This is a genomic window from Arcicella rigui, from assembly GCF_034929435.1.
In the GTDB taxonomy this organism is placed as follows: domain Bacteria; phylum Bacteroidota; class Bacteroidia; order Cytophagales; family Spirosomataceae; genus Arcicella; species Arcicella rigui.
Window position 1 is genome coordinate 136,431 of sequence record NZ_JAYFUM010000008.1, and the last position, 14,328, is coordinate 150,758.

The 14,328-nt window shown below is 35.8% G+C and carries 14 protein-coding genes; all 14 read right to left on the reverse strand.

The genetic code is table 11. The features are described 5' to 3' along the window. Positions 1 to 5: 5 nt before the first annotated feature. The 14 genes from VB248_RS08185 to VB248_RS08250 all read right to left on the reverse strand — a co-directional run bounded on the left by VB248_RS08185 (position 6) and on the right by VB248_RS08250 (position 14,221). Complete coding sequence (locus tag VB248_RS08185; protein WP_323296269.1) at positions 6 to 320, reverse strand: hypothetical protein; 315 nt, start codon at positions 318 to 320, stop codon at positions 6 to 8. Positions 321 to 501: 181 nt separating this feature from the next. Beyond that, positions 502 to 5,094, reverse strand: a complete 4,593-nt coding sequence (locus VB248_RS08190) for a CheR family methyltransferase (protein ID WP_323296270.1) — start codon at positions 5,092 to 5,094, stop codon at positions 502 to 504. Positions 5,095 to 5,446: 352 nt separating this feature from the next. Beyond that, positions 5,447 to 5,881, reverse strand: coding sequence for a response regulator (locus VB248_RS08195; protein ID WP_323296271.1), 435 nt, complete (start codon positions 5,879 to 5,881; stop codon positions 5,447 to 5,449). Between the two features lie 39 nt (positions 5,882 to 5,920). Further along, positions 5,921 to 6,481 (reverse strand): helix-turn-helix domain-containing protein, encoded by a 561-nt coding sequence (locus VB248_RS08200; RefSeq protein WP_323296272.1) that lies wholly within the window; start codon positions 6,479 to 6,481, stop codon positions 5,921 to 5,923. 499 nt (positions 6,482 to 6,980) lie between these two features. Further along, the gene (locus VB248_RS08205; RefSeq protein WP_323296273.1) at positions 6,981 to 7,136 is read right to left on the reverse strand and encodes a lmo0937 family membrane protein; all 156 of its coding nucleotides are present in this window, start codon (positions 7,134 to 7,136) and stop codon (positions 6,981 to 6,983) included. An 18-nt stretch (positions 7,137 to 7,154) separates the two neighbouring features. Continuing rightward, positions 7,155 to 7,784, reverse strand: a complete 630-nt coding sequence (locus tag VB248_RS08210) for a porin family protein (RefSeq protein WP_323296274.1) — start codon at positions 7,782 to 7,784, stop codon at positions 7,155 to 7,157. Between the two features lie 45 nt (positions 7,785 to 7,829). Next, positions 7,830 to 8,264 carry a sll1863 family stress response protein gene (locus tag VB248_RS08215; protein ID WP_323296275.1) on the reverse strand — a complete coding sequence of 145 codons (435 nt, stop codon included), beginning with the start codon at positions 8,262 to 8,264 and terminating at the stop codon, positions 7,830 to 7,832. Between the two features lie 81 nt (positions 8,265 to 8,345). Continuing rightward, a complete protein-coding gene (locus tag VB248_RS08220) occupies positions 8,346 to 8,834 on the reverse strand; it encodes a hypothetical protein (protein WP_323296276.1) in 489 nt (162 codons plus the stop codon). After that, the gene (locus tag VB248_RS08225) at positions 8,831 to 9,184 is read right to left on the reverse strand and encodes a hypothetical protein (protein WP_323296277.1); all 354 of its coding nucleotides are present in this window, start codon (positions 9,182 to 9,184) and stop codon (positions 8,831 to 8,833) included. Before VB248_RS08225 ends, VB248_RS08220 begins: the two co-directional genes overlap by 4 nt. Before the next feature lie 67 nt (positions 9,185 to 9,251). Then, the gene (locus VB248_RS08230) at positions 9,252 to 9,521 is read right to left on the reverse strand and encodes a YtxH domain-containing protein (protein WP_323296278.1); all 270 of its coding nucleotides are present in this window, start codon (positions 9,519 to 9,521) and stop codon (positions 9,252 to 9,254) included. Positions 9,522 to 9,583: 62 nt separating this feature from the next. Continuing rightward, complete coding sequence (locus VB248_RS08235) at positions 9,584 to 10,132, reverse strand: hypothetical protein (RefSeq protein ID WP_323296279.1); 549 nt, start codon at positions 10,130 to 10,132, stop codon at positions 9,584 to 9,586. Between the two features lie 104 nt (positions 10,133 to 10,236). Then, complete coding sequence (locus tag VB248_RS08240; RefSeq protein ID WP_323296280.1) at positions 10,237 to 10,680, reverse strand: hypothetical protein; 444 nt, start codon at positions 10,678 to 10,680, stop codon at positions 10,237 to 10,239. A gap of 155 nt (positions 10,681 to 10,835) precedes the next feature. Next, positions 10,836 to 13,184 (reverse strand): glycosyltransferase, encoded by a 2,349-nt coding sequence (locus tag VB248_RS08245; protein ID WP_323296281.1) that lies wholly within the window; start codon positions 13,182 to 13,184, stop codon positions 10,836 to 10,838. Beyond that, positions 13,181 to 14,221 (reverse strand): glycoside hydrolase family 130 protein, encoded by a 1,041-nt coding sequence (locus tag VB248_RS08250; RefSeq protein ID WP_323296282.1) that lies wholly within the window; start codon positions 14,219 to 14,221, stop codon positions 13,181 to 13,183. Before VB248_RS08250 ends, VB248_RS08245 begins: the two co-directional genes overlap by 4 nt. Positions 14,222 to 14,328 lie beyond the last annotated feature (107 nt).

A 14,328-nucleotide genomic window follows, 5' to 3' on the forward strand; every position in this document is an offset into this window, starting at 1 on the left:
CACTTTCATAATAATATAATCAGTAATAAAATAATGATGATGATTGCTCCTACCGAAAGATAAACTCCGCCATTCATTTCTGAAAGTGCCGCTTTGGTACTGCGTACTTCTTTACGCAATGCCTTCTTTTCTTTTGAAGTCATAGAAGATTTATCCATGGCTTTTATTTCTTCCAAACGTTGTACTAAAGCCTTAGCTTTTACTTCATTTTCAACACTCATCGTAGTAGGTTCTTCGGCTACAATGGCTGAGGCTTGTAGAGCAATTGGCGTAAATGACAACAAAAGGGCAGTCATTAAATAAAATATTTTTTTCTTCATCTCGCTGATAATTAGTTCATTAGAAGGGTTTCTAATTTCAATACAAAGATGAGGAATTAAAAAGCGATGATGTTATAGAATTGTGGAAGAGAGTTATATGATTCACACTTTTAAGTAAGTTGGCAAAATTATTTTTACCCGCTTTAGGCTGTAAGCCTTATGCTATAAGCACAAGGTTCATTTACAAATTATTAATTCTCTCAAGCTCAAGCTCCAATTCTTTACAAGCCTGTTCGCAAACAAATTCGAGTTGAGCAACTAAATCATGAATACTTTCATGGGGTTGATTCAAGCCAGCATAATCATAAATTCTTTTGGCTACGTTTTCGTGTTCTCCTTTGATACCCATTATCGAAAACGAAGGAATCATTTTATGCACCGTCGCCTGTAACAATTGCCAGTTATTTTCCAATAAACTTTGCTTCATTGCATTGATTAGTATCGGCGTTTGTTTGAGATAAATACTAATCATTTCTGTCATCAATTTCGGATTATTCTTGGTGCGGGTAGTCAAGTAGCTTAAATCTAAATAGGTCACAAGCGTATCGTCTTCTATCATCAATACTTCGTCTTCCATTACTTTTTCAATTATTTTCTGCGGAATCAGTCCTACCATCAAAGTATAAAGTAGACGTTCGTCCACAGGTTTGGCTATGTACTCGTTCATGCCTACTTCTTTGCATTTTGCCACATCTGATGTGGTAACGTCAGCCGTGAGAGCAATAATCGGGATATTGGATTGCAGTGTGTTTCGGATGTACTCTGTTGCCTCAAAACCATTCATTTCGGGCATTTGTATGTCCATCAAAATAATATCATAAGTTTTGCTTTGTAGCTTTTCGATGGCGATTTTTCCATTTTCGGCAATATCGCATTCAAAATTAAAATCATCCAAAAGGGTTTTTATCAATAATTGATTCAGAGGAGTATCTTCGGCGACCAAGACATTTACATTGCTGAGTCGGTTGTCTAAAGGAATCAACTCTATTTCTTCTTCGGCTTTTGCTTCGGTTTTGAAGAAAGTCAGCACAAAAGTAAAGGTAGAACCTTCGTCTATTTTACTTTTAAGGCTAATAACGCCCCCTTGCGACTCTACCAATTGTTTGGCGATGGCAAGCCCCAAGCCTGTGCCGCCGTACAAACGGGAAGTTTCGCTGGATGCTTGCTGGAAGTTTTCAAAAATGGTTTTTAACTGGTCGGTAGCGATGCCAATACCGGTATCTTCTACCGAAAACTGAATCGTTACTTTTTCGGCATCTTCGTTTAGCAAACGAATATTTAATGAAATGTAGCCTTTTGCCGTAAATTTTAAGGCATTACTTACCAAATTCAACATAATTTGGTGTAAACGTGAGGCGTCGCCTACCAGTACTTCTGGAATATTGGTGTCGATTTCGGACTTTAAAATGAGGTTTTTTTCTTGACTTTTGGTTTCAAAAAGTCGAATAATCGTCAATACCGAAAACGCCAATTTGAAAGGTTTTTTTTCAAAAACCATTTTTCCTGCATCTACTTTCGCCAAATCCAGAATGTCATTGATTAATACAATCAAAGCATCGCCACTCATTTTAATCGCCGTCAAATACTCTTTTTGTTTGGCTTCTAAATTGGTTTTAAGAACAATTTTTGTAAAACCAATGATGGCATTCAAAGGCGTTCGTATCTCGTGACTCATATTGGATAAAAACTGTTGCTTGGCTTTCATGGCTTCCTCGGCATTATGTGAAGCCCTTTCGGCTTTTGTCTGTGCCTCCTCGGCAATACCTGTGGCAAGTTCGGCAAAGATTTTTGCTTCCATCAGTTCTCTCTCAGCCATTTTTTGGTCAGTAATATCTATACTGATTGCCACAAATTGATAAGGTTTTTGCTCCTCATCCAGAAACGGAACAATTGTAGAATTTACCCAATAGAATGAACCATCTTTTGCTTTATTTCTTAATTCATTTCTCCAAATTTTACCGCTCATTATGGTATCCCATAATTCCTTCATAAATACTTCGGAATGGTAATTTGAGTTGATGACTCGATGATTTTTTCCGATTAATTCATCCGATGAATACTGGGAAATTCTGCAATAATTATCATTTACATAATTGATAATTCCCTTTTCGTCTGCCACATCTACAATCGAAGAAGCATCAAGGGCATAACGATAATCTAATACTTCTTTCAGACTTTGAGCCAGATTATTTTCAATTCTTTTCTGTTCCGTAATGTCTTCTATTGCCAATAAAATCAATTGTTCAGAACTGATTTTTTGTAATATAAGATTGCCGTTTAATAGTAAATGTTTTTCACCAATTCCTTTGAACGTATGAGTAAGGTGAAATTTTGATAAACTACTATTATGTGAAATGATATTTTTTAAAGCCGTTTTTAGTTCTACGATATTCCACTGTTTATCACCCAAATCAAACAAAGAAATGCCTTCGGTATCTTGTTTTTTGAAAAGAAATTTTTCGTAAAATGATTTATTGGCAGATTTCACGGCAAAGTTTTTATCCAAAACCAACATGGGTTCGTGAATAGTAGCAATAATTGCCTCTGAAAAATCGTAAGCTTCTGTCAGCAAACTATTCCGCATGTGCAATTCCTGATTACTCGAAATCAGTTCTTCATTGGTTACCTCAATTTCTTCTCTGGAAGTTTCAAGCTCTTCGTTCAAGGTTTGGTACTCTTCGTTTGACGAAACAATCTCTTCATTGGCTACTTGTAATTCCTCAAAAGTAATTTCCTGTAAATCCGTAATCGTATTGATTTCTTTACGAATACTGTTGAGTTCTTCGGTTAATTTTTTAATTCTTTGGTCACGAAGTGCCAAAGAACTTTTATCGCTTTTGTGGTTTTCTAAGCTCCTGTCGGCTTGTTTGTGTAGCGTAAAGACAATCATAATGAGCGGTTCTTCCCAATCAATTTTGAGCGGAGAAACTTCAAAAGACAGCAATTGCCAAGCGGATTCTATCTTGATTTCGATGCCTGATTTTTGAACATTTTGTTTGGTTTTGATTACTTCATAAATAGCGTTGCGTAGCTCAAAAGCAAATTCTGGTCTTGCCATTTTCAGAATATGAAGACTGGCTTTGCCTGACTGGTGTTCGAGAAAAAAAGAAACGGGGCCTCTGAATTGAAGTATTTCCATGTCTTTATTAATCACGGCACAAGCTGGCATATAAGATGCCAACAAAACGGCATCAATGGCATTTTCGATGCCAACGGGAGTAACGCTGATACTTTTTGTGGGAATGTTGATTTTCTTAGTGGGAAAAATTGTTCTCGGAAAACGAGGTTGAAGCTCCATTTGCCGCCTAATACCATTACTTTTTTTACAAGTATAAATTTTATATTTACTGTTTACTTGCGTAAAAAGCTGTGAGGTAGTACCAATGGTTTCTGCTTTGCCGAGCATCAAAAAACCTGCGTCGTTGAGGGCAAAATGTAGGGTAGTAAATACTTTTTTCTGTGCCGTAGAGTCGAAGTAAATCAATAGATTGCAACAACTTACAAAATCCATTCTTGAAAAAGGTGGGCCTCGCAAAATATTATGTGGAGCAAATACGCATAAATCACGCAATTCTTTGATGACTTTATAGTTTTCGCCAATTTTTGAAAAGTAGCGATTCAGGTATTTTTGTGGAATGTTTTTTACATCCGTTTGTGAATATTCGCCCAATCGTGCGGCTTGAATGGCTTCGTCGCTGAGGTCGGTAGCAAAAATCTGAAAGATAATTTTCTTGTTTTTTTTCTCTCTCAATTCATCAATCAAAATCGCTATCGAGTAGGCTTCTTCGCCCGTAGAACAAGCAGGTACCCAAATTCTCAGGCTTTCTTCACTATTTTTACTTTTCAATAATTTTGGTAAAATGGTACTTTCTAAGTATTCAAAGGTTTCGGTATCTCTGAAAAAATTGGTAACATTTATCAGCAAATCTTTGTAAAGTAAAGCAATGGCGGCATCATCTTTTTGTAGGAAAACTACATATTCTTTAATCGTTTTTATCCCCGATTGCTTCATTTTGTGGGTAATGCGTCTTTTGATGGTTGGCATTTTATAATGGCTAAAATCTACGCCCATTTTTGTTCGCAATAGATTGAAGATATTATCCAAATCAGCATTGGGGTTTTCGTTTTGTACTTCTATATCATCCTTTATTTTTTTGTCAAAATTTGATTTACTGAGATTCTCTAACTTTTTGGCAATGTCTTTTGGAGATAAAACAAAATCTACAATGCCAGCATTAATGGCAGACAATGGCATACTGTTGGCTTGAGCGGTATCGTCCTGTGCAATAGTAATCCCTCCTGCTTCTTTGATGTCCTTTAGTCCGTTTGTACCATCGCTGGCATTTCCCGAAAGAATCACTCCTATTACTTTTTCATGGTGTGTTTTGGCAAGCGACGAGAAAAGTACGTCAATCGAAATCACAGCCGTATTTTTGGTGCGTGGTAACAATTTAATGTGTCCGTCGATTACTTCTATCACTTGATTCGTCGGAATTACATAGACATTATTCGGTAAAATATGTTCCATATTTTCAATTTCCTGTACTTTCATCGTAGTCATTTTGGCTAAAATAGAAGTAAGCAAACTCTTATGGTCGGGGTTGAGGTGTTGTACATAAATAAAAGCCATACCCGTATCAGGCGAAATATTTTTCAACAATTCGCAAATCGCTTCAAGTCCGCCAACAGATGCACCAATGGCAACAATCGTAAAAGCATGGTCTTGGGCTTGCTCAAGTTTTTCATTGGCTTTCACTAATAGTTTTTTTTTCATTACAGGGAGAAAATAGTATAAAAATGTATCAATAGATAGAGGTTAGACTACTCTAATGGCTTTTGGGATGAACAAAACCATTAGATTTTCATTGAGCAAAGGAGTGAATAAGTGAATAAGTTAATAGAAAAAAACGAGCAGTGAATACAATTTCAAGCATCTAATAATCAGAAACTTACAAAATATAAGAATTCAAAAATCATAACTCACAACTCACAATTCATAACTCACAACTCATAACTCATAACTCATAAATCACAATTCATAACTCACAATTCATAACTCATAATTCATAACTCATAATTCACAACTCATAACTCATAATTCATAATTCACAACTCATAATTCATAACTACATTCTATCCATATACCAACTCAACTGTTTTTTGATTTTTTGGAACTTGAAAATGACATCAATATTTTTCTGCAAACGCACAAAAGCCGTTTCGCTTTTTACGACATAATCGAAAGCGTTGTGGTGCATACAATTGATAGCCACATCAATTTTATCTTGCGACGACAGCATCACCACTGGCGTTGCGGGCATTTTTTCTTTGATACAGTCTAAGGTTGCTATACCATTCATGGCATTTTTTTCTATGCCGTCTAAATGATAATCCAAAATAATTACATCTGGATGATGCGATAGATTAGCAATACAAAGTTCACCAGTAGCGAATGTTTCTACATCAAATGCTTCATTTTGTAAAAACTCTATTTCTAAAGATTTTAAAAATAAGGCATCGTCATCGACCAGAAATAATTTTATTTTAGTTGGATTTTTCATACACAAATTAGGGCTGAAATGTTCAAGGCAAATGGTTGGTTAAATATCTTCAATGGGATTACGTCTTTTATCTTTTAATTGTCTGAAATGCGATGGCGAAAGCCCAGTTACTTTCTTAAACTGGCTCGACAAGTGAGCTACACTGCTGTAATTCATTTGTTGGGCGATTTCGGTAATGTTCAATTCTCCATAAATCATCAATTCTTTAATACGTTCAATTTTATGGGAAATAATAAATTGCTCAATGGTTGTACCTTGCACCTCTGAAAACAAATTTGCCAAGTAAGTATAATCGTAATTGAGTTTTTCACTGAGAAAATTAGAAAAATTGATTTTGGGCAATTCCTCCGAATAATGTACCATTTCTATCACCACATTTTTTATTTTTTCAATCAGCATTGCTTTTTTATCATCCATCAATTCCAGCCCCGAAGCCAGTAAGGCAATCTTCAATTCTTCTCTTTGTGATGCACTTAGGGTTTCCATAATTTCTACTTCTCCCAAATCCACCACAATAAAATGTAAGCCCAACTTTTTCAATTCGGTTTTCACCATTATTTTACAACGGGCACTTACCATATATTTTATGTATAATTTCATAGATTATTTATTCTCCTCGAACTGGTTTAAAATGATTAATTGATTGAATTGTCACCATTGTTGGCAAAAAGATTCAACGATGAGAAAGTTTAGAAAAATGAGAAGTGAGGAAAATTGAAAATTTTTCTATTGAAAAGATTAACAGTCTGAAAATCAACCAACAAAGATGAGTTATTTTTTGAGTAAAGCAATTATATAATTATTTTGGAAACTTATATAATTCACACATTCTGCTATTTGAGCTTATTGAACGATTGGCTGAGTAAATTTTCACAAAGAAAAATCACGCATTGAAATACCGTCAATGCGTGAACAAAAAGGAAGAAAAAATGGGACTGGCGGTCGAAGTAGCTTCGGTATTTTCCTAATTATAAGGAGAAGTGATATAAGAAAATCATCGGTTCACTGCAATAAACCCCAAATATTAACTGGTATTCAAACCATTCATTAACAATTTGCTGTGTTATTGCAGCGAGCCAACGATGATGAAAACGACTCGTTATAACGGTCTTTTACCTTGAATAATTCTTAATAAAATAGCTATAATCGCTATTACCAAAAGTATGTGTATGAGCCCTCCTGCACCGTAACCAATAATGCCAATTGCCCAAACAATGATTAAAATAACCGCAATTGAATAAATTAAATTTCCCATGATATTTTGCGTTAGAGCTTATAAAAATCTAAAACCGATGGTTGCTTGATACCAAGCATTTTTGTAACGAGGCGTTGACGACGTTCCGTCTCCATTATTGGTTTGGTAGTCATAATTAGCTCTTAATCCTAAAGTAATACTCTGGAAATTAAGGTCTAAACCACCCGTGAAACCCATGATGTTTTTACGAACGTTATCATTTTTAAATACTTCTTCCTGTTCTACGCTGGCTAATGAATTTTGGAAAACGTTCTTTTCTTTCAATAAAAAAGAAAATTGTGGTCCAGCCAAAATCGTAAGCATATTGATTGGTTTGATGGCCAACAGAATTGGGATGTCGATATAACTGGTAGTACGAGTAAGGTCGTAGCTACTTCCCAACAAAACGCCCTTGCCTTTGAAACCCTTCTGCGAGAATAATACTTCTGGCTGAATACCGATAAATTTGATAATTGGAATACTCATAAATACACCACCAGCAAAACCTAATTTGCCATCAGCCGTAAAAGAGTCGCCCTGAGTATCATAAATATTAGAGAAATTTCCCCCTGCTTTTATACCCAAATTAAATTTCTGATTTGTTTCCTGAGCGAAAATATTCGCTGTAAATACAGTCATCACTGCGAGTAATAAAGTTATTTTTTTCATTTTGAATTAGATTGAACCTAAGTGTTTTACAAAATTCGGTTCAGTTTATTTGACATTTTTAACAGTTAAATCCTTGAAGGCTTGTCCAAGCTCGTCCATATCACGGTTGAATTCCATTTTAAAAATCAGCCAGTTTTCTCTGCCCGTTTCTTTGTATTCATCCATTCTTTTTTTCATGTCGCTATTTTTCTTTTCTAAAGCCACAATCTTTTTGTTGTAATCTGCCTTTGCTTCTTTTTTCTCAGAGGCAATTCTGGTCTTGAATTCAGCGATACTTTGGTCGTTTGTAGCAATTTTATCAGCCGTTTCTTGTCTATAAGACTCTATTTCTTGGGTATAATCTTCTTTAGCGTCTTTCAAATCTGCTTTCGCTTCCGCTACATCTTCTTGAGCGTTTTCTACTTTTTTGGCCGAAGAATCACAGCCCATCACTGCTACCGTCATTGCGATAGCTGTGATAAATACGAATGTTTTTTTCATTTAGATTTTTTGATTAGCCATTAATAATACTTCTATTACTGATGGTGATTTGAGTTTTAATTGACTGTTTTTGATAACCTACTATTCTATACGAAGAACAACTACTTCCTTTGATTGGATTTTTCCTAAAGGGGTTGATACTTCAAAAGTGTCATCATTTTCTTGAATGTTGGTGTTGAGGCGAAGGCTTTTGCGTCGGGCATTGATAAAGTAATTCAATACTTTTTTGCCCACATTTACCATTTTTCCAGCCTGATTTAGCGTCAGTTTTGCTACGGTAAACTCCACAAAAGTACCTATGGCTTTTTTGAAAATATTGTGCGATGAACCCACCAAAATACGCTTCGACAAATAGCCAGTTGTAAGGGCTATTGTGTTGTTTAAAATCATATTCCTTAAATCGGGCGAAGTGGATATATCTTTGAAAGTGCTTTTGATAAGGTTCATCGACTTGAAACTATCCTGTGTTAGTGTAAACTGAGTTTTCAAATCCAATAATTCCTGTTTTTGCCTTATTTCTAATTGGGCAATTGCTTCTCGAAGTGCTTCTATCTCGCTTTTCTTTTTCATGCTTTTTCAGAGGATAATAATTTAGCGATGATGGCATTGTTTATCGGGTACTTTATCCAGTTCAGTCTAAAAATGTGTAAAACAAAAGCCAACACAGCATAACAAGCAGCGATAACAAAGAACCCAAAGTAAGTTTTTCCAAGTAACTCCCCTATCCATAATGCCATGCCAATATTCACAATGAGTACTGCCAAAATAAGAATGCTATAAACGATAATTTGGACAGCCAAAGAAGAAAGTAAATCAGCGAATTTGTCGATAGCCGTAAGTTTGCACAATGCCAAGGAAGTTTTACTATAATCTCCTACTTTTTCAACAAGTGTTTCCAAAGGTGCTTCATGGATATTCATAAGGATATATTTAGATAGCTTTAAGACGAAAGAATGGCAAACAGATTCAGGAAAGCAATGCTATTTTCTAAGCTTTCAAATCTTCTTTGATGGCCTTCATTTTTTCTTTACCGTCGTTGATACCCACTTGTGCATTCTGCCAAGTAGTATCGTACTTGTCTGCTACGGCATCCAAAACGCCTTCAAGTTTATTTTTTAGTCCTTCGGCATAGTCTTCGCCTTTGTCTAAAATTCTTTTGCGTGTTGTCGAACCTTTATCTGGGGCAAATAATAAACCCAAAAGTGTACCGCCTGCTATACCTATTAAAATACCGAAAATTACTTTTGCTGATTTCATCGTGTTTTTATTTAAGCTGTTTAAATCATTTTGTTTATGAGCTACTCTTCCTTTCTTAATCATTAGTGCTTTCCCTTTCCACCGTTTTTATGTTCTCGATCACCACCTTTGTTGTTGCCGTTTCCGGGGTGATTTTCCTTTTCATGATTATTCCCTTTTTTCTGCTTTTGTTCTCTTTCCCATTGCTCGTGTTGCGGATGATTGACATTTGAAAAATAGCGTGAATCGTGGCTATCACGAATAATATGTTGCTGATGATTGTCTTTATAACGGGCATACTTTACACGATAAGTATTGGCTCTTCTGTAAGGTGTTTTGGCATTTACCACTACTTTGTAGCCTCTGTATAAATCGTAATTATCATAACGATTGGGTAACGAAGGGGCAAAAACCCATCGTCCGCCTTCTTCATAAATATATTGCTGACTGGCAACATTATAGAATACGTCGATGTCGGGGATATAATAATACGAAACGTGGTCGTAGCCATCTGGCCCCCATTGTGGCTGAATCCCTACATTGAGATTCAGACCAACTCTGAGCTGTGCCGTAGCTTTTTGAACTACAATCCACGACAACAGCAACAAAGTGATGACTAATATCTTTTTCATAGCTTGATTGTTTTAGAATAAAATTGAGTTTAAATAGGCTGTAAAAACTGATTGATAAATAAGTGTTGATATAAATTAGGTGTTCTTTTAGCATAGTGTATTACTTAGAACTTATTGGTAGTAAGTACCAACACTTCGCCAGGGTACTGAGTACTTCCGTCGTCTTCTGCGGTAATAAATACCTGAATAGGTTTTTCAGAAGAAACCGTTTCAAAATTGGCTTTCAACTTTTTAGAAAACATTTTAGTTTCTGAATTGATTTGACCAATATTTTTGGTTTCACTTTGTTCAGTCAGCATCCATACAACATAGGTTTTTTTGGGTGGTGTCAAACGATTTACTTCTGCCAAATCTAAAATATTTACCCCAATCACATAGTTTTTATTGGCATCTCTTTTTACATGGATTGTTCCTCTGGCAGCAGGTACTACTGCCGAATTTTGAAATGCAATTTGTTTGGTACACGATACGAAAGACAAACCCAGAAAAATACTTAGAATCCCTAAAACACTGTTTCTAATGATTCTTTTTGTAATGAAATTTTGCATGACTTTTTTGATTAAATGTTTCTTTTCTACTCAACAAAGGTCAGGCTTTTGTTTACGTATTGTGTTACATAATATTGAAGATAAGTTCTATCATTCACACATTAATAGCACCAAGTATTTATAAAACTATCAGGAGAAAGCCCCAAATGATGGATTCAGCCATATTGCAATTGACGAATCTGTTGCCATCGTACTTGTGGCTGATTTAATTTACTTTTTTCAAGTGTTAGGCAAGCCATTAAATAACTCACGGTTGACTCCGCCCCTTGGTTTAAGTTGATATAATTTTCTTCTAATCCATCATAACAGCCACCAGTGCAAGGATTATAAATTAATTGATGCAGATGATTATTCCCCAAAAACCAACTAAAGGCTATTTCCATTTTCAAATAGTATTCTTCGGTTTTGAATACTGTATAAAACTTGCCCAGAGCAAGAATCGTATAGGAAATATCTATGGGTTGTTCTCCGCCCAAAATACTATCTAAGGTATTGTTTTGTTTATGATGCCAACCTTTGTTTGAAATAACCTTGATTCTATTAGCATTAAAAATCTTTGATAAAAGAAAATCAAAAGATGATTTTGCTACATCTTGATACAACTGATTGTCGGTAGCCAGCCAAGCACAAAGCATTGCTTCAGGTAAAATACTGTTGCCGTAAGTAAGATAGCTTTCGTACCAAAGCCAATCTTTTTCTGCTTCGTGACGATACATTTGTACCAAGCGATTGGCAAAAATAGTTATCAATTCTGTACTTTGCTCTGTACTTTTCCATAAGCTACGATAATATAAGCCTTTGATAATAAACGCCATAGCCCTTGTAGAGTGAATTTTATCTATATCTACTAATACTTTACTTAGCAGTTGGTCAGCTTTAAGTATTAGTGGAGAAGGCAATACTTCTTTCAATGACACTACATAGCCCAAAGCCCAGATAGCTCTACCGTTGGCATCTTCAAGATTGGTTTCGTAGTTTTGTTCTGTAAAGTTTTTGTCTTCGCTTACATAATTCAAGAAACTTCCGTTTGGCTGTAAACAAAAACTAATAAAGTTGATATAGAGACAAATATAAGTTAAGTCACTTTCTTCTTTGGTTAATTCAAAATGTTGGCACATCGCTACCAAAGCACGAGCGTTGTCGTCTAAAGTATAACCAGAATTTATATCAGGATGATTAATTACCGAAAATTGAATCATGCCAAAAGAAGTAGTCAATCGCTTGATATGGTCCAGTTTGACGGCTGGTATTTTAAAATGAAGCGACATTGGCTCGTCCATTATTTTACTAAACAGCCGAGCATGAGCAATTGCTGAATTCTCCCAAGCAGTCGGAACGATTCTATGCAAACCTTTGGAACTGATGGTTTTAAGTAGGTCTTCATTACCTAATAATTTAATGACCGCTTCTGCTAATTGTGTAGCATTACCAAAGTCGATAATGATACCTGCATCGTTGCGAAGTACTTCACGAGCGTGCGGAATGGGCGTAGAAATAATGGCACAACCACAGCTAATGGCATAAGAAAAAGTACCGCTTACTGCTTGGTTTGGGTCGTTTGAGGTAAATAAATAAATGTCTGTCAACTGTAAATATTCGAGTAAATCGGGCAAAGGCACAAAGTAATTAATGAACTTGACGTGTGCTTGAAGCCCCAAAGTATTTACTTTTTCTTCCAACATATTTCGGTACTTCTCTCCTTCTTGTTTTACGATAGAAGGATGCGTTTTACCAATAATCAGAAACATTACTTCTGGATTTTTTTCGATAATGGCAGGCAAAGCAGCCAATGTAGTTTCTATGTTTTTTCCCGAACTCAACAAACCAAAAGTAGAGAGTACTCTTTTGCCTGTAAGTTGATATTTATCTTTTAAAACAGCTTTGTCGGCATGAGCCACCAAGTGCGTTCCGTGTTTGATTACCGTAATTTTGTTGGAAGCTACGCCGTATTCGTTACTCAGAATACTTGCCGACGAATGGGTCATTACAACAATGGATTCACTAAAATTTGCCATTTGCTGTACATTGGCTTTCAATTTGGCATTGGGTTTTGGCAAAACCGTATGAAAAACCAAACATTTGGGTTTAGTAAGCATTTGCAAGAAATCAACAAAGGCTTTTTCTTGTTGATTGAAAAGACCAAATTCATGCTGAATTACCACTAATTTGATTACTTCGTCGTCGTTAATATTATCTGCAAGCCTGTAAAAGGACTGAGGATTATCGGTATTCAGAATATATTTTACTTTTCCCTTGTACTGATGTCGCTCGTTTTCAGTTTCCAAAGCACAAATATTCATCTCAAAAGATTGATTGAATTTATGCTTCAAAGCCATTATCAAATCTTGCGAATAAGTGGCCAGCCCACACTCACGAGGTGGATAGGAAGTAATGAATAAAATCTCTGGAAGTTCTTGATTTTCTGTCGAAAGGTTATTTTTATCTCCCAAAATTGAATAGGAATTTAGACTTTTCAAAAAGCCATTCTGGTTGTCATTGCTCATTTTTTCTTGGTGTTTTGTGTTAATTCTATGAGTAAAGCTGATAAACTAATAGAAGCCACGGCGATTTGCTCGTCGGCAGCTCCATAGTAGATATAAAGGCGGTCGTCAAAAACTACCGCACCTGTCGGAAAGCAAACATTATTTACTTCACCTTTCAATTCCCAAGTTTCTTCGGGTTTAAAAAGTGGATAAGGCAAGCGTGCTAATTCTATTTGTGGATTGTTAATGTCCAACAAAGCAGCACAAGCCGCATACACATAGCCGTTGATGCTATCTTTTACGCCATGATAAATCAATAGCCAACCTTTTTCGGTTTCGATTGGTGGACAACCTCCTCCGATATAACTGGCTTCGTGTTCGTACTCAGGCTTTAATACGATGTTTTCGTCGAAGTGTAAAAAGTAATTTTGCCAATATTCAATAGTGAGTTCATTCAGGTTTTCAACTGCCACAACTATTTGCACGTCTGGCTTTATACGATGTAGAAAAAAGAGTTTTCCATTGATTCGTCTTGGGAAAAAAATTACATTTTTATCCCAAACTAAAACCTCGGGGTCTTCTTGGTGATATGTATTTTCATGCTGATTGTAACGAACGTACTTGGTATTTAATACTCCTTTTGAACTCGACAAGCGACTAAATTCTTGGTAAGTGATTTGTGGTACTATCAATCCCAGTTTTTCCCAGACTACCAAGTCTTTGGAAGTCGCCAAAGCCCCCAAAGCATTCACGCCATCATAAGCGGTGTAAGTGAGGTAATACAAATCTTCAATTTTTACAATTCGTGGGTCTTCGATGCCATGAGACTCGTAGTCGAATTCTGGGAAAATCACAGGAGTATCACTTCGTTCTATTACTTCAAGAGCATTTTTGAGTTTACAATAACCAACACTTGAATAATTTCCCTTACTGACCGCCCTATAAAATAAATGCACAAAATCCCCTACTCTGATGGCAGCAGGATTCAGTACTCCTTCGTTCTCGAAACCATTGTTGGTTTTCTGGAGTAAAATACCTTCTTTCTTTACCTCTATCATAATTTTATTCCCAGAATGAGTGGCTCAACTGGCTAATTAAACAGGTATTTTTCCAAGATTATCCTCAGCCTTAACCTTATGTAAAGTTGTTGGTTTTCAGGAAATAA